Source organism: Bacillus cereus group sp. BfR-BA-01524, assembly GCF_022662595.1.
Taxonomy (GTDB): domain Bacteria; phylum Bacillota; class Bacilli; order Bacillales; family Bacillaceae_G; genus Bacillus_A; species Bacillus_A thuringiensis_S.
Genome location: NZ_JAKUDW010000032.1, coordinates 21,147 through 35,705 on the forward strand (window position 1 = coordinate 21,147; position 14,559 = coordinate 35,705).

The following is a 14,559-nucleotide window of genomic DNA, read 5'->3' on the forward strand; positions in this document are numbered from 1 at the left end:
TGTGAAAATCGCTTTTCAAAATGTCGTTTGGTATAATTATGGACAATCTATGAGGGCTAAAAGGGGTTTTGATATGAGATCAAAAGTAGTAAAAGTAATTCTACTCATTACAATTGCATCTTTCTGTTTATTTGCATATGGCTTTGTTTCAGGTGTAAATGATGTATTAAATCCGAAAGCTTCAAATTTAATTAAAAAGACCGATGTAGTGGCGAAAGAGAAAAAGAAAACGGGAACGTTACAAATCGTTAGTTTAGGTGATTCATTAACGCGTGGCGTTGGTGATAAAGAAGGAATTGGCTATGTTGGGCGAATGAAAGAAGATTTACAAAAAGATTATAAGCAAAAAATTGCATTAACAAATTTAGCAGTTAGTGGTGCAAAAATGCCTGATTTATTAAAACAAATTGAAAGTAGTGGCGCTCAATATTCAATTAAGCAAGCAGATGTAATCGTGTTAACGATTGGTGGGAATGATTTGTTTCCAGGCTGGGAATCGCTCGGGAAAATAGATTTAGAGACGTATCGTCCTGATACAGAAACGTTTCAAAATGAAGCGAAGAAAATTATAGAAGAAATTCGTAAATTAAATACAGATAGTCCGATTTTTTGGCTTGGTTTATACAATCCTTTTGAAGATGTAGAAGATTTAAAAGGGTCTTCAAACATAGTTGTGGACTGGAATGCATCTTTAGAGAAGTTAGCGCTAAACGATAAAAATGTGTATATTACACCGACATTTGATTTATTCCAAAACCGCGGGAAAGATTTATTATACTCTGATCATTTTCATCCGAACGAAGTAGGTTATACGTATATGGCAGAACGTTTAGTTCAAAATGTTGTAAGTAAATTAAAACTAGAACAAGGAGGGGTAAAATGACGACGATACTTTCCGTACGAGACTTAAAGAAGGTAATTGGAAAGAAGACTCTTGTAGAGAATATTTCCTTTGATGTAAAGCAAGGAGAAGTGTTCGGGTTCTTAGGACCAAATGGTGCTGGAAAGACGACTACTATTCGAATGTTAGTCGGATTAATTAAGGCGACAGAAGGTACAATTTCTATCGGTGGTTATTCGATTAAGGAAAATTTCAGAGAAGCGATGCGTCAAATTGGGAGTATCGTTGAAAACCCAGAGTTGTACACATATTTAACGGGATGGGAAAATTTAAAGCAATTTGCTCGTATGTTAGGTGATATATCAGATGAACGTATTATTGAAATTGCTAAAATGGTTCATTTGGATGAAAGAATTCATGACAAGGTAAAAACGTACTCACTTGGTATGAAACAGCGCCTTGGAATTGCGCAGGCGCTCCTTGGGAATCCTAAATTGCTTATATTAGATGAGCCAACGAATGGTTTAGATCCAGCTGGGATTAGAGAACTTAGGGAATTTATACATAAGCTTGTGGAAGAAGAAAATATGAGCGTGTTTATTTCAAGTCACTTGCTAAGTGAAGTGCAAATGATATGCGATCGTGTTGCTATTATTCATAAAGGAAAGATGATAACAGTTGCCAAGGTTGAAGAATTAATTAAAACGGCAAGTGATCGTGTAGAATGGATTGTTACACCAATTTCTAAGGCGAAAGATATGTTAGAAGCGGCCGAAGAAGTAAGAGAAGTGAGTGTAGAAGGCGAGCGATTACTATGCCGCATGGATATTGCATCTATAAGTAGTTGGAATAAAAACTTTGTAGAAAATGAGATAGATGTACATAGCGTTAAGGAGCTTGTATTTACGCTAGAAGATTTATTTATTGAACTCACAAGGGGTGAGCAGCATGCGTGAATTTGCGAATCTAGTTTTAAATGAATCAGAAAAGATTTACCGTAAGAAACGTATTTTTGTTGTCATGCTTATTTTAGCAATCTTGATCCCGCTTTTTGTGTATGCGCAGTATCGTGAAATAGAAACGACACAAAAAAGACTCGGTACAACTGATTGGAAGGTTTCATTGCAACAGCAAATTGTTGATTCTCAGAACCGGTTAAACAATTCTAGGTTGCCAGAAGAATGGCGTGATTGGTTAAAGGTAAGAGTTGAGCAACAACAATATTATTTAGATCATGATATTAACCCGATGGCGCCGGGTGCACCGACTTTTGTCAGGGCATTTATTGAACAAGGAATTACATTGTTTATTCCGCTTCTCGTAATGATTGTCGCCATTGATATCGTTTCAGGAGAACGAAGTGATGGGACGATGAAGATGTTACTTACGCGGCCGATTCGGCGCTGGAAAATACTCCTTAGTAAATACGTGACGATGTTATTTTTCATTTCGCTCATACTGCTTCTTGTAGGTTTGTTTGCTTACATATTATCAGGGCTTGTATTTGGGTACTCGGGATGGAATTTACCTGTTTTAACAGGGTTTGTCATTGATAAGGAAACGTTAAATACAAACTTTGTGCATCTTATTCCGCAGTGGCAATACATCTTAATGGCATATGGACTAGCCTGGTTTGTTGCTATCGTTGTCGGAACTATATCATTTATGGTCTCTGTTTTAATTCGTAATACACCAGCGGGTATGGGCGTTATGCTAGCTGCATTAATTGCAGGCGGTATCTTAAGCTCGTTCGCAACATCTTGGGAAGGCGCGAAATATATTTTTAGTGTGAATTTATCATTAACGGATTATTTATCAGGAAAATTACCTGCATTACAAGGCTTATCAATGGGATTTTCTTTGATGAATTTAACTGTTTGGGCAGTTGTTTCTCTTATTATTTCGTTCTTAGTATTTACAAAACAGGATATGTTGAATTAATTTGACAGGAAGTGAAAGCATGGAAAATGTTTTAAAAAATGATTGGGGACCATTATTGGCACCAGAATTTGAGAAAGAGTATTATCTTACTCTATCCAGTTTTTTGACAGAAGAATACAGCACACATGTGGTTTATCCGAAGGTAGAAGATATTTTTAACGCTCTTCAGTATACAAGTTATGAAAATACAAAGGTTGTTATTTTAGGACAAGATCCGTATCATGGACCGAATCAAGCGCATGGTTTAAGCTTCTCTGTGCAACCTGGTGTTAAGACACCACCATCATTGTTAAATATGTATAAAGAACTTCGAGATGAATATGGTTATGAAATTCCGAATAACGGTTATTTAGTAAAGTGGGCGGAGCAAGGAGTATTACTACTAAATACCGTATTAACAGTTCGTCAAAGTGAAGCAAATTCTCATAAGGGAAAAGGATGGGAGCACTTCACAGATCGTGTGATCGAACTGTTGAATGAACGTGAAAAGCCAGTTGTTTTCATATTATGGGGGCGCCATGCGCAGGCGAAGAAGAAGTTAATTACGAATTCGAATCATCATATTATCGAATCTGTACATCCAAGCCCATTATCGGCAAGACGTGGTTTCTTTGGTAGTAAGCCATACTCTAAAGTAAATACGATTTTAGCTAATATGGGAGAAAGAGAAATTGATTGGGAAATTCCAAATTTATAAATAGAAAAGGTAGTTAACAGTCGTTAACTACCTTTTTATTATTATTGTTGCTCGTTCTTTAATTTTGCATCTAGTACAAAAGTACCAAATGGGATAACTGATGAAACAAATGCTCCAAGTGCCCATAAAATTGATTTACGGTGTACGATTGTTACTTGAATTACTGCAAAGATGAATAGAATAAATAGAACACCATGAGCCATGCCTGTAATTTTAACAGCTGTTGCAAATCCTGCGAAATATTTCAATGGCATTGCTACAAATAATAGTAATAGGAAAGAAATCCCCTCAACTAGTCCAATTGCTCTTAATCGTCCGATTGGTGTAGATAACATAAAGTAGCCTCCTTTAACGTATGCTTGTATATAGTAAATTTGTATTCTTTTTCAAAATAAAATAGTCTATTTTGTTTCATTATATACAAAAAGAAAGTTTACACTACGAGAATAGTGCAAAGTTCAAAATATAGTCACAAAAGCATGAGAATTTAAATAAAAACCTATTTGAAGTATTTGACTTCAAATAGGTTTTGTGAATGAAAATATTAAACAAGTACATCCGTTTTTAAAACGAATTTCTCTACAACTTTTGCAACACCATCGTTCATATTTGTATCTGTTACGTAGTTTGCAATTTCTTTAATATCATCAGGTGCATTGCCCATTGCAACGCCAAGACCAGCAAATTCAATCATTGCTTGGTCGTTATAGCTATCGCCCATTGCGATAACTTCTTCACGCTTAATGCCAAGCTTTTGAATCAGTTTGTTTAAGCTCGTTCCTTTTGTAACACCGGCTTCAGTAAATTCTAAGAAGAATGGTTTCGAACGCATCACGCTTAATTGGCCTTCTAGTTGTTTTTGTAGTTTCTTTTCAACTTCAACAAGGCGTTCAGCTTCTTTATTCATTAATACTTTTACTACAGGCTCTTTAACTGCGGCTTTAAAGTCATCTACTACAACAATTGGCATACCAGTAATATCGCCCTCAATTTCAGTATAAGGATTATTTTCTTCCGTTACGATATCATCGCCCATATAAGTATGAATCCATACATCTTCAGTTTTACTAATTTCAAATAGGTTGTGAACGATTTCAGGAGATAGTGTACTACTAAAGATTTCTTCGTTTGTTTTACAGTTAATAATTTTTGCGCCATTAAAAGATAGAATGAAGCTGCCGTATTCTTCTAAACGAAGTTCTTTGGCTACATTGCGCATACCAAACGTTGGACGTCCAGAAGCAAGTACAACCTTTACCCCTTGCTCTTGTGCAGTCATTAACGCTTCTTTCGTACGAGGTGAAATAGTATGGTCATCACGTAATAAAGTATCATCTAAATCTAAAACAATCATTTTATAAGTCATATAGAAAATTCCTTTCTTTAATTGAAATCAAAATACATGTTCATGAAGAGGATGAGGAATAATAGTAAGACATCAAACCTCTTTGAAAAGAAGTAGATAAATTATTATGAGTGTGTTGCTCATAATATCGGGTAATAATCATTGGGGATGGATAAAACCCCAATGATTAAAGCTTGATTTTATCGTAACAACTCTAAAGGTAGAGTGCAATAATGGAAGTTTTCCAATTTACGATATTTGTTTTGCTGTGGAACGAGAAAATAGTATTTCTAGCAAGATTGCCATTACAGATCCAAGAACGAGACCGTTACTTAAAAACGATGCTAGAAATGGTGGAAGTGTGGAATATGCTCCTGCTGGAACAAACATAACTCCGACTCCTGTGAAGATTGAAAGACCGGCTACTTTAAATAATCGTTCTTTATCCTGGACAGTTTCGTATTCTCGAAAGGCAAGGCCAATCATGCTTGCGAATACAGGATAAATAGCGGCATAACCAACTGCAACTGGAATTGCTGCAAAGAATGAAGTAATCTTTGGAAATATACTAACGACAATAATAAAGCTTGACCCTAATATAAATGGGAGACGTTTATAAATATTAGTAGTTGCAATAAAACCTGCTGATCCAGAAATAGCGACAGGTCCAATAGCTGAAAACAGGCCGCCTAGCAATTGGTTGATTCCTGTTATAATACCGGCTTGTCTAAAACGATCTGATGCAGCATTTTCTTCATATTTAGAGACAACCTTTTGTACAACGCGAATACTTGCTAACATATTTGTTAGAAGTAAGAGTGTAACGAAAATGACCGTAATTACCATGTTCCATTCAACACGAGGCATTCCGAAAACAAATAAGGATGGAAAACGGATTATGTCTGTCACTGGTGTTATTGGATTAGATAATCCGAAGCATGCGAATAATATCCAGCCGCATATGATACTGAAAAGAACGGAATATTGTCCAATAATAGGTAGCTTCATGATGAAAAAGGATAGTAAAATAACAATGAGTGAAAGAATAAATACGTTAGGTTGTACTTCTGTATGTTTTCCATCAAGGCCAAACATCCCCTTTAAGAAGGAGCCACTGAGCTGTGCGACAAGAAGAAATAAATACGTTCCAATGACTGTCGGTGTAAAATAGCGAACGAGTTTATCAATAAGTCCAAAAACGCTAAGAATAATACAAATAATACCGCTTAATAAGAAAGCATATTGAAGAACTTTAAGTGTCTCATTGCTTGATCCAAATAATACGACACCTAAACTTGCGTAAAGGGAGAAAATTCCCCACCAAAGGCCTGCAGGACCTTCTTGAATAGGAAGTTTATGCCCAAATATAGCTTGCAGTAGACCAGCAAAGCCAAGCACAAATAATGTTCTTTGTACGAATGCGATGGCTTCAGCACCATCAAGGCCATAACTAGTTGCGACACTAATTGGTACAATAAGGCTTCCAGCTAAAATAAATAGTGCCCATTGTAAGGCGGAAAGAAATGTCTTCATTATATCAACCTCTTTCGTAGATTCCGTATCTAGTATATACGTATTTTATTTCCACTGGCAAAGATTTGTAGATAGAGAAAAGAGTTGAAACACGATATGAATGCACGTAAGCAATTATGGATAGCGGTTATATGCATGACCTTTGTTGTAATTCTAGGAACAATAGGATTTATGACGATTGAAGAGATTAGTTTGTTTCAAGCATTTTGGATGACGATGATTACGGTATTGACTGTTGGATACGGAGATGCCGTTCCTGTAACACAGGTGGGGAAAGTATTTGCGCTCCTTATTATTCCTGTTGGTGTTGGTATTGTTACATATGCAATTGGAGTAGTGGCAGCTATGATTATTGAAGGGAATTTATTTCATGCAGTGCGGAGGAAGAAGATGGATAAACAAATAGCGCAGTTACAAAATCACATTATAGTATGTGGTTGCGGTAGAGTGGGGCTTCAAGTTGTACATGAATTGCAAGAAAAGAAAATTCCATTTGTTGTTGTCGATAAAGATGAAAGCATATTAGAGAAGGAAAAGCTTTTGTATATACATGGAGATGCGACGGAGGATCAAGTTTTACATCATGCTGGAATTTCAAAGGCGGCTGGTTTAGTTGCTATCGTAGCAAATGATGCTGAAAATGTATTTATTACATTAACAGCAAGAGGATTAAACGATGCAATTAAAATTGTGGCGAGAGCTGAAAAGCCAGAAACTGAAGAGAAATTAAGGCGTGCGGGTGCAAATAAAGTTATTAATCCATCTAGTATGGCAGGAATTCATATTGCAAAAGGTATTGCGAATCCATTAACAGTTCATTATATTGATACAGTGCTGTATGGGATAGAACAGTCATTTGTCATTGAAGAAATTTTAGTTGGAAAAGATACAATACTAGTTGGTAAATCGTTACTAGAGAGTGATGTGAGGAATCAATTTGATGTAACGATATTAGCGATTTTGAGAAATGGGGATATTATACATAATCCAACGGGGCAGGAAAAATTACAAGAACATGATATGATAATAGTATTTGGTTCAGTAGAGAAGCTGAGGCAATTTGAGAAAGAATTACAAAGTACGAGGTGATAAGGAATGCAAATATCGAGCGATAAGATTTTAAATAAAATGGCGAATGAAATTGCAAAGGCAAAAAGTAGTGAAGGACAAAAATCAAAAGATCATTTATTAGTTGTGCGTGCTTTATGCGATTTACTATTAGATGAACAAGTTGAATCTTCTACGTATAGGGAGCCGCAAATTCAATCGCAAGTAATTGGAGCGCAGCCTATAACGACAGTTCAACCAGTTATGCCAGTTTCTGGAGAACCTGTGTATATTAAAGAAGAAGGTGCAAATGGTAATTCTTTATTTGATTTTTAAGGATTAAATCGTTTGGCTTATATGAAAAAATTGCTTATGATAGAGGTAAAAAAGGGGAATTAAGATGAAAATTTTCTTTTTACTAGGCTGTATTGCAGCGGGGCTATCTGTTGCGTTAGGGGCCTTTGGAGCACACGGTTTAGAAAATAAAATTTCTGCAAAAATGTTAGAAGTTTGGAAAACAGGCGTTACATATCAAATGTTTCATGCAGGTGGACTATTCGTAGTTGCTTTATTGATGGATAAGGTTCAATCATCACTTTTAACTACTGCTGGTTGGCTAATGGTAGCTGGGATTATTATGTTCTCAGGTAGTTTGTATGCATTAAGTACGACAGGCATTAAGTTCTTTGGTCCAATTACACCTCTTGGTGGTGTAGCGTTTATTGTGGCGTGGATTCTAGTAGGGACTGCAGTTGTAAAAGGATTATAAAAAACAAAAGCTGGCATTTGCCAGCTTTTTTTATGGTCTTGGAGTATAAGTTGCTTGTTGACTAGGTAAATATGCAATTTCTTCTGGAAATTCTACATAATCTAAGTAAATCATTAGTAGTAAATAACGCTTCCCTGACTGCGGTTCACTAATAACGATGTGGTCACGGCCAGCTGCTTCAATAATACCTGTATAAGATTGTGTACCAAGGGAACTGCCACGTTCATAAGTCATTACAACTGTAGCTTGCTTACCTTTGTTTAAACGAAGGATATTTTCAATATATGATTGCTCTAGAGGTAACATGCCTTGAGAAATTGCATATTGAGCTTGCGCAGCTTGAGCTGTTTGTTGTTGCATCGCTTGCTGCTGTTGTTGAGTCATTTGTTGCGGTTGTACATAAGTTCCAGATGGTTGATAAAAACCTGTTCCATAGTACGGATTTTGTTGCTGTGCCATTCAAAAATCCCTCCTCATTTTCATCTCTTAATATACGCTAGGACAGTCTTCACCAGATGGTTGGAAGAAGCAGTGCTTTTTGAAGCGGCCGGAGTTTTGTTGGTTATACCAAGTTGGCGGACAAGGACCTTCAGGTCTGAAAAACCATAAGGCAAAATTGGCAGGCCAAAAACGTTGCCCTTGAATCGTACGTCTCGCCAAAGCGATATCTTGCTCTCTCGCTCGTTGATAAAAATATCCTTTTTGCGTTGCTTCAAAACCGCCAGGATTTTGATAAACCATTTGACGTAAATTGCGGACCTTTTTAAAATCTAAACAATTTCCGCGGACACGATTTACCCCAACGTTTCCGACCATTAACATCCCCTGCTGCCCTTCTCCTTCGGCTTCAGCACGCATCAGTCTAGCTAACAACTTTACATCTTCTTCGTTATAAGCAATAACACCCATTATGTGTCACCTCTCTTTTTGTAATACCTGCTGGAAAGAGGTTTATTTCTAGATGAAGTGTGGAACAATTACTAGTTCATACGTATGAGGAAAAGGACTCAGATATGACAACCAAACGAAGTTTTACATTGAGAGCGGAAAATAAAAAAAGCTAGCGTGAGCTAGCTTTTCATTATTAAAATACTTTAGACCATAAGTTTGAGAAGAAATCTCCAATAGAGCGCATTGTTAACACAAACCAATTTGCTTTTTCAACTTCTTCGGTCGTTTTTGCAGTAACTTTCATATTTTTATTACCATCTAAGAAACCATATTTATCAGTTGATTCTAAAGTAATTGAGCCTACTTTGGCATCTTTCTTAATAGGAGCAACTAAATGTCCATCTTCAGCAAGAGATTTATCTAATTCAGTCCCAATTTTATAAGGATCTTTGCTACCTTTTTTCGCAATTACTGTTATTTCTTTTTCTGGTGCAACAGTTACTTGATCTTCTTTCCCTTTTACTACAGAGATTGTATTGTTTTTATTAACTTTTAGTTTTTGTTTTTCAAAGTTATTAAATCCATATTCGATTAATTCACGAGATTCTGTGAAGCGTTCATCCATTGATTTTGTTTTAATAATAACCGAGATAAGACGTACATCACCACGTTTCGCTGTAATAGTGAATCCATATCCAGCGGTATCAGAACTACCAGTTTTTAAACCATCCGTTCCATCATAAGAGAAGGCAGCGCCTGGTAACATCCAGTTCCAGTTTTCCATACGAATTGGTTTTGGATGATTGTCTGGGAAGTTTCTAAATCTTTGTTTTGTATCCTCTAGCATTTCTGGATACTTTGTAATAATCGTTTTTGCGAGAATACCCATATCGCGAGCTGACATGGAGTTTTCTCCAGTCGGATCGGTTCCTTCAGGATGTTTTCCTTTTAAATCAGCATTATTTAACCCGGTAGAGTTTACAAATTTATATTTCTTTAACCCTAGCTTTTTTGCATGTTCATTTGCAAGATTTAAGAAGTTTTTCTCACTTCCTGCAAGAAGTTCTGCTAAAGCAATACTAGATCCATTTGCAGAGAATATAACAATAGAATGATATAATTCTCTTACAGTATATTGACGTCCTTTTTCGAACGGTACATTAGAGAATTCATTATTACGAGAGACTTCATAAGCGTAATCAGAAATATTTACTTTCGTATCCCAAGTGATTTTTCCTTCTTTAATTGCTTCTAAAACAGCGTAAACAACAATTAATTTTGACATACTAGCAATAGCTAGCAATTCATCTGGATTTTGCTCGTGGAGTATTTTTCCTGTATCTGCATCAAATAAAAGTGCAGCAGCAGCCTCAATATGTATTTTTTCTTCCGCATGGGATGTTGTTACTCCTAAGGAAGAAATTGACAATACAAGCAATAGTAAAATAGACAAGATTTTTTTCATATAGATTATCACCTTCGCATCGTTATTTAGCATATAGCTCGTATCATTTTAGCATGAATTTGGATATAGAAAAGTTACAATTTTGTAAGGAATTTGTCGATTTTTGTTCGGATTTGCGGGAAAAAGGAGTTTTTTGAGGAGAAATATAGAGGGAAATAAAAAAAGGAACGAATTTCGTCCCTTTTTCAATATTATATGTGTAAAAATTTCTCTACTTTTTCGTCTGGTAAGATGTTTCCAACGAAGAATGTTCCGAATTCACCATAACGAGCACTTACTTCATCGAAGCGCATTTCATATATAAGTTTTTTAAATTGAAGAACATCGTCAGCAAATAATGTTACGCCCCATTCGAAATCGTCGAATCCAACAGATCCTGAAATCACTTGGCGTACTTTACCTGCGTATTGACGACCAATTTTACTATGACTGTACATCATTTTTTTACGCTCTTCCATAGGAAGCATGTACCAGTTGTCATTACCTTGGCGACGCTTATCCATTGGATAGAAGCAAATATGATTTGCTTTCGGCAATTCAGGATATAAGCGAGCTAAAATTTGTGGGTTTTGGTATGGATCCTCATCAGCTGGAAGATAGTTGCTTAATTCAACAACAGATACGTAAGAATATGCAGGAACCATATATTCAGCTAAAGTTGTTTTATTCAATTCTGTCTCAATTTCATTTAACTCTTCCATTGTTGGACGTAAAATCATAAGCATAATATCAGCTTTTTGACCAACAACTGTATACATTGCGTGACTACCTTTTTTCGCAGTAGCTACTTCGTTCCATTTTTCAACGACATTTAAAAATTCAGACACTGCTTGTCCGCGTTCGTCGCTAGATAATGTTTTCCATGCAGCCCAATCAATAGAACGTAAATCATGTAAACAATACCAGCCATCTAACGTTGTTGTTGCTTCACTCATTCTATTCACCTCAGTTAATGATAGTTTTACACGTTAACTATAGCATATATAGTTTTAAAATCATCTATATAAAACCTTGGCGCATAAAATTGTCACATTTAAGGGTTTAAGTAAGGTGAATTTAACGGCTGAATTTTATGAAAATATAATCATTTTTATTTTATCTATTTTTTGGGAGCTATAAGTTTAAAATATAGAAGAAAAGCAGTATTCTTAAAGATAGAGTTTTTTTAACATATGTAGGAGGGTTTATTCGTGAGCAACTTATTTACAACAGTAAAAGAAAAAGTTCAAGGAAAAGGCATTTCTATCGTACTTCCTGAAGGAACTGATGAAAGAATTTTAGGCGCTGCAGAGCGTTTAGCGAAAGAAGAGTTAGTAAAACCAATCTTAGTTGGTAATAAGGAAGAAATTAGCGCAAAAGCTGCTAGCATGAATTTAACATTAGCAGGCGTTGATATTTACGACCCAGCTACATACGAAGAAATGGATGCAATGGTAGCATCTTTCGTTGAACGCCGTAAAGGTAAAGCAACAGAAGAAGACGCTCGTAAAATTCTTAAAGACGAAAACTACTTCGGTACAATGCTTGTATACATGGGTAAAGCACACGGTTTAGTAAGTGGTGCAGCTCACTCTACAGCTGATACAGTTCGTCCAGCACTTCAAATTATTAAAACAAAACCAGGCGTTACAAAAACTTCTGGCGTATTCATCATGGTACGTGAAGAAGAGAAATATGTATTTGCTGATTGCGCAATTAACATTGCACCAAACAGCCAAGATTTAGCTGAAATCGGTATCGAAAGTGCGAAAACTGCTGAGTTATTCGGCATTGATCCACGCGTTGCTATGTTAAGCTTCTCTACAAAAGGTTCTGCGAAATCTCCAGAAACAGAAAAAGTTGTAGAAGCAACTCGCATTGCAAAAGAAATGGCTCCTGAGTTAACTTTAGATGGAGAATTCCAATTCGATGCTGCATTCGTACCATCTGTAGCTGAGAAAAAAGCTCCAGGTTCTACAATTAAAGGTGATGCTAACGTATTCGTATTCCCAAGCTTAGAAGCTGGTAATATCGGCTACAAAATCGCTCAACGTTTAGGTAACTTCGAAGCAGTAGGACCAATCTTACAAGGCTTAAACATGCCTGTAAATGATCTGTCTCGTGGATGTAACGAAGAAGAAGTGTACAAGTTAGCTTTAATTACAGCAGCTCAAGCACTTTAATTCTAAAATGAATTAGTATGGGAAATGACCACCCTTAGGGTGGTCATTTTTATTTTTCTAAGCCAAGTGCTTTATTATTACGATCAATAATACGTTGTAAATTCGTCTCATATAAAGGAATCTCATCTATTGTTAATTGAGATGGTGTTAACTTCGGAGCGAATTGCTGTAATGTTTTTAAAAGACGCATCATTAAATCTTGTACTGTAATGGTTTCGCCAAGTAATTCTGAGAGTGAGGCCATCGTACTTGGTACAATTTCAGGGTACGTAAAGCGTGTTTCTTCTCCTTGAATTGCTAGGTTGTAGAAATCACGAACGAGTGCGGCACGCTCAGAGCCACTTCCGGTAGCACAGAGATAAATTTGGACAGCGACACCGCCGCGAATACGACGTTGTGAAATACCAGCGAATTTTTGATCGCGAATACTTAAGTCATAACTACCAGGACAGTAAGAGCCAACAATTTCTTTTGCCTCGATAGTAACGTTGTAATCCTTTAACATTTCCTTAATTAAATGCCACATCGTATCGTATCCAAGATCAATATCGATACCTTTTTCTGTTTCTTGGAATAAAAGTGATACGTTTAAAACACCTTCATCAAGCACGACTGCAAGCCCGCCAGAATTACGAACAATAACATTGAAATTGTGTTGTTTTAAAAAAGAAATACCTTCTTCTAAATGCGGAAGGCGTGAATCTTGAATGCCAAGGACAATTGTATTGTGATGAACCCAAGAACGCATTGTTGCGGCTGACTTGCCATTTCCAATGCTTGTGCATAATGTGTCATCCATTGCGAATGACTGAAGTGCATGGAATGTTGGTCCCAAACTAGACTGATCTACAATGCGCCACTCTGGCTGAGATAAAATGGAACGGGAATTGCTCATATAACTAACCCCTTATCTTTAAAATGACAATCTCTATTATAGCAAAAAATGAAGAATGGAGTTTTCTCACATATAAAGGGGGAGCTTAGAGGTGAAATAATAAAAAGGATGCATTACATGCATCCTTTTTATTCTGCAATTTTTTCTAAATTACCGTTTCGGTCCATTCGGAAAGATGTTTGAGAACGTTCTTCGTCATCCATGACTGCCAATTTACGAGCTCGGTTCATAATGTTCATAAGTGTTTCGTAATCTTCTTGTACAGTATGAGATTGCTTTTCTAACTTTTCTAGTTTCTTTTCTAGTTCCTCATTCCGAAGGATTTGTGCTTTAACTTCTTGTTTCAATCTCGTATTCTCGTTTTCAAGAGCTGTCACTTTTATATTTGAAGATCCGACTGTTTGTAAAAAATAAATAACATCTTGCATTGTCATAGAGCTTCTTGCAGCAGGAGCAGTAGATTCTTGATATGGAATAGCTTCTTTATATTGTACAATTGATTCTTCTTGTATTAATTCTTCATAATCAGTTACCGAATCTGAAGCTGGTGGTGTATAAAGTAAACGTTTTTTCGCTTGTTCACCGCTTGCAGCACGCATTTTATCTTTACGATGTTTTTTTGCTAGTTGAAGAGCTTGTTCATAGCTATAGCGAACGACAGCATTCCAGCGGAAACCACAAGCAGCAGATGTACGATTTAACTGATCTCCTACTTCCTCAAATGCATTTAATTGCGTACTTCCTTCTCGAACATGACGAAGTACTGTTTCAGCAAGTAATAAATCATCCTCATCTGTCCAAGCATCTTGTCTTACTTTCATAGATTCAACTCCCTTTCTTTTTATGAACTTCCTATTTTTATAATGGGCAAAAAAATAAACTTTTATACAAAGCTTTTAAAAATATGGTAGATTTCGATGAAAGGTAAAAATTTTCCCATGAATGGTGAGCGCTTCTGTAGGAGAGCATATAA

Annotated in this window: 17 protein-coding genes; 8 read left to right on the forward strand and 9 right to left on the reverse strand. The window is 36.2% G+C overall.

Going from position 1 to position 14,559, the window contains the following annotated elements; genetic code table 11:
- Position 1 precedes the first annotated feature (1 nt).
- Genes MR170_RS13685 through MR170_RS13700 form a run of 4 tightly spaced genes read left to right on the forward strand, consistent with a single transcriptional unit; the run spans position 2 to position 3,479 of the window.
- Entirely contained in the window at positions 2 to 883 is an 882-nt protein-coding gene (locus MR170_RS13685; protein WP_016079595.1) for an SGNH/GDSL hydrolase family protein, read from the forward strand.
- Positions 880 to 1,797, forward strand: coding sequence for an ABC transporter ATP-binding protein (locus MR170_RS13690; RefSeq protein ID WP_242308460.1), 918 nt, complete (start codon positions 880 to 882; stop codon positions 1,795 to 1,797). Before MR170_RS13685 ends, MR170_RS13690 begins: the two co-directional genes overlap by 4 nt.
- Positions 1,790 to 2,782 carry an ABC transporter permease subunit gene (locus MR170_RS13695; protein ID WP_001206482.1) on the forward strand — a complete coding sequence of 331 codons (993 nt, stop codon included), beginning with the start codon at positions 1,790 to 1,792 and terminating at the stop codon, positions 2,780 to 2,782. The genes MR170_RS13690 and MR170_RS13695 overlap by 8 nt, the downstream gene beginning before the upstream one ends.
- A gap of 19 nt (positions 2,783 to 2,801) precedes the next feature.
- Complete coding sequence (locus MR170_RS13700; RefSeq protein ID WP_016079597.1) at positions 2,802 to 3,479, forward strand: uracil-DNA glycosylase; 678 nt, start codon at positions 2,802 to 2,804, stop codon at positions 3,477 to 3,479.
- Positions 3,480 to 3,520: 41 nt separating this feature from the next.
- Here MR170_RS13700 and MR170_RS13705 read toward each other — a convergent pair whose 3' ends face one another.
- The 3 genes from MR170_RS13705 to MR170_RS13715 all read right to left on the reverse strand — a co-directional run bounded on the left by MR170_RS13705 (position 3,521) and on the right by MR170_RS13715 (position 6,357).
- Positions 3,521 to 3,814, reverse strand: a complete 294-nt coding sequence (locus MR170_RS13705) for a DUF3817 domain-containing protein (protein WP_000953396.1) — start codon at positions 3,812 to 3,814, stop codon at positions 3,521 to 3,523.
- 209 nt (positions 3,815 to 4,023) lie between these two features.
- The gene (locus MR170_RS13710; protein ID WP_000221382.1) at positions 4,024 to 4,845 is read right to left on the reverse strand and encodes a Cof-type HAD-IIB family hydrolase; all 822 of its coding nucleotides are present in this window, start codon (positions 4,843 to 4,845) and stop codon (positions 4,024 to 4,026) included.
- Between the two features lie 228 nt (positions 4,846 to 5,073).
- Complete coding sequence (locus tag MR170_RS13715) at positions 5,074 to 6,357, reverse strand: purine/pyrimidine permease (protein WP_016079599.1); 1,284 nt, start codon at positions 6,355 to 6,357, stop codon at positions 5,074 to 5,076.
- 96 nt (positions 6,358 to 6,453) lie between these two features.
- Here MR170_RS13715 and MR170_RS13720 point away from each other — a divergent pair, with 96 nt between their 5' ends.
- The 3 genes from MR170_RS13720 to MR170_RS13730 all read left to right on the forward strand — a co-directional run bounded on the left by MR170_RS13720 (position 6,454) and on the right by MR170_RS13730 (position 8,173).
- The gene (locus tag MR170_RS13720) at positions 6,454 to 7,446 is read left to right on the forward strand and encodes a potassium channel family protein (RefSeq protein ID WP_016079600.1); all 993 of its coding nucleotides are present in this window, start codon (positions 6,454 to 6,456) and stop codon (positions 7,444 to 7,446) included.
- A 6-nt stretch (positions 7,447 to 7,452) separates the two neighbouring features.
- Positions 7,453 to 7,740, forward strand: coding sequence for a YwdI family protein (locus MR170_RS13725; protein ID WP_029443689.1), 288 nt, complete (start codon positions 7,453 to 7,455; stop codon positions 7,738 to 7,740).
- A gap of 64 nt (positions 7,741 to 7,804) precedes the next feature.
- Positions 7,805 to 8,173, forward strand: a complete 369-nt coding sequence (locus MR170_RS13730) for a DUF423 domain-containing protein (protein WP_000688315.1) — start codon at positions 7,805 to 7,807, stop codon at positions 8,171 to 8,173.
- A gap of 30 nt (positions 8,174 to 8,203) precedes the next feature.
- On the opposite strand, the gene gerQ is transcribed toward MR170_RS13730, so the two are convergent.
- From gerQ to hemQ, 4 genes are all read right to left on the reverse strand, one after another.
- Positions 8,204 to 8,632, reverse strand: a complete 429-nt coding sequence (gene gerQ / locus MR170_RS13735) for a spore coat protein GerQ (protein WP_016079602.1) — start codon at positions 8,630 to 8,632, stop codon at positions 8,204 to 8,206.
- A 27-nt stretch (positions 8,633 to 8,659) separates the two neighbouring features.
- Positions 8,660 to 9,082, reverse strand: coding sequence for a cell wall hydrolase CwlJ (gene cwlJ, locus MR170_RS13740; RefSeq protein WP_016079603.1), 423 nt, complete (start codon positions 9,080 to 9,082; stop codon positions 8,660 to 8,662).
- A 175-nt stretch (positions 9,083 to 9,257) separates the two neighbouring features.
- Positions 9,258 to 10,529, reverse strand: coding sequence for a serine hydrolase (locus MR170_RS13745; RefSeq protein ID WP_016079604.1), 1,272 nt, complete (start codon positions 10,527 to 10,529; stop codon positions 9,258 to 9,260).
- Between the two features lie 191 nt (positions 10,530 to 10,720).
- Positions 10,721 to 11,464, reverse strand: coding sequence for a hydrogen peroxide-dependent heme synthase (gene hemQ / locus MR170_RS13750; RefSeq protein ID WP_016079605.1), 744 nt, complete (start codon positions 11,462 to 11,464; stop codon positions 10,721 to 10,723).
- Between the two features lie 255 nt (positions 11,465 to 11,719).
- Between hemQ and pta the strand changes: the two genes are divergently transcribed.
- Positions 11,720 to 12,691, forward strand: a complete 972-nt coding sequence (gene pta, locus MR170_RS13755) for a phosphate acetyltransferase (RefSeq protein WP_000067215.1) — start codon at positions 11,720 to 11,722, stop codon at positions 12,689 to 12,691.
- 49 nt (positions 12,692 to 12,740) lie between these two features.
- Here pta and lipL read toward each other — a convergent pair whose 3' ends face one another.
- Positions 12,741 to 13,586 (reverse strand): octanoyl-[GcvH]:protein N-octanoyltransferase, encoded by an 846-nt coding sequence (gene lipL / locus MR170_RS13760; RefSeq protein ID WP_000071944.1) that lies wholly within the window; start codon positions 13,584 to 13,586, stop codon positions 12,741 to 12,743.
- Between the two features lie 128 nt (positions 13,587 to 13,714).
- Complete coding sequence (locus tag MR170_RS13765) at positions 13,715 to 14,407, reverse strand: RsfA family transcriptional regulator (RefSeq protein WP_016079607.1); 693 nt, start codon at positions 14,405 to 14,407, stop codon at positions 13,715 to 13,717.
- Positions 14,408 to 14,559: the final 152 nt, after the last annotated feature.

Excerpts from the sequence above, each read along its gene's own strand:
- MR170_RS13715 (WP_016079599.1), bottom strand. The coding sequence starts at position 6,357 with ATGAAGACATTTCTTTCCGCCTTACAATGGGCACTATTTATTTTAGCT.
- MR170_RS13710 (WP_000221382.1), bottom strand. The coding sequence starts at position 4,845 with ATGACTTATAAAATGATTGTTTTAGATTTAGATGATACTTTATTACGT.
- MR170_RS13705 (WP_000953396.1), bottom strand. The coding sequence starts at position 3,814 with ATGTTATCTACACCAATCGGACGATTAAGAGCAATTGGACTAGTTGAG.
- MR170_RS13720 (WP_016079600.1), top strand. The coding sequence starts at position 6,454 with ATGAATGCACGTAAGCAATTATGGATAGCGGTTATATGCATGACCTTT.
- MR170_RS13690 (WP_242308460.1), top strand. The coding sequence starts at position 880 with ATGACGACGATACTTTCCGTACGAGACTTAAAGAAGGTAATTGGAAAG.
- MR170_RS13700 (WP_016079597.1), top strand. The coding sequence starts at position 2,802 with ATGGAAAATGTTTTAAAAAATGATTGGGGACCATTATTGGCACCAGAA.
- lipL (WP_000071944.1), bottom strand. The coding sequence starts at position 13,586 with ATGAGCAATTCCCGTTCCATTTTATCTCAGCCAGAGTGGCGCATTGTA.
- MR170_RS13765 (WP_016079607.1), bottom strand. The coding sequence starts at position 14,407 with ATGAAAGTAAGACAAGATGCTTGGACAGATGAGGATGATTTATTACTT.
- MR170_RS13695 (WP_001206482.1), top strand. The coding sequence starts at position 1,790 with ATGCGTGAATTTGCGAATCTAGTTTTAAATGAATCAGAAAAGATTTAC.
- gerQ (WP_016079602.1), bottom strand. The coding sequence starts at position 8,632 with ATGGCACAGCAACAAAATCCGTACTATGGAACAGGTTTTTATCAACCA.
- hemQ (WP_016079605.1), bottom strand. The coding sequence starts at position 11,464 with ATGAGTGAAGCAACAACAACGTTAGATGGCTGGTATTGTTTACATGAT.
- MR170_RS13745 (WP_016079604.1), bottom strand. The coding sequence starts at position 10,529 with ATGAAAAAAATCTTGTCTATTTTACTATTGCTTGTATTGTCAATTTCT.
- MR170_RS13730 (WP_000688315.1), top strand. The coding sequence starts at position 7,805 with ATGAAAATTTTCTTTTTACTAGGCTGTATTGCAGCGGGGCTATCTGTT.
- MR170_RS13725 (WP_029443689.1), top strand. The coding sequence starts at position 7,453 with ATGCAAATATCGAGCGATAAGATTTTAAATAAAATGGCGAATGAAATT.
- cwlJ (WP_016079603.1), bottom strand. The coding sequence starts at position 9,082 with ATGGGTGTTATTGCTTATAACGAAGAAGATGTAAAGTTGTTAGCTAGA.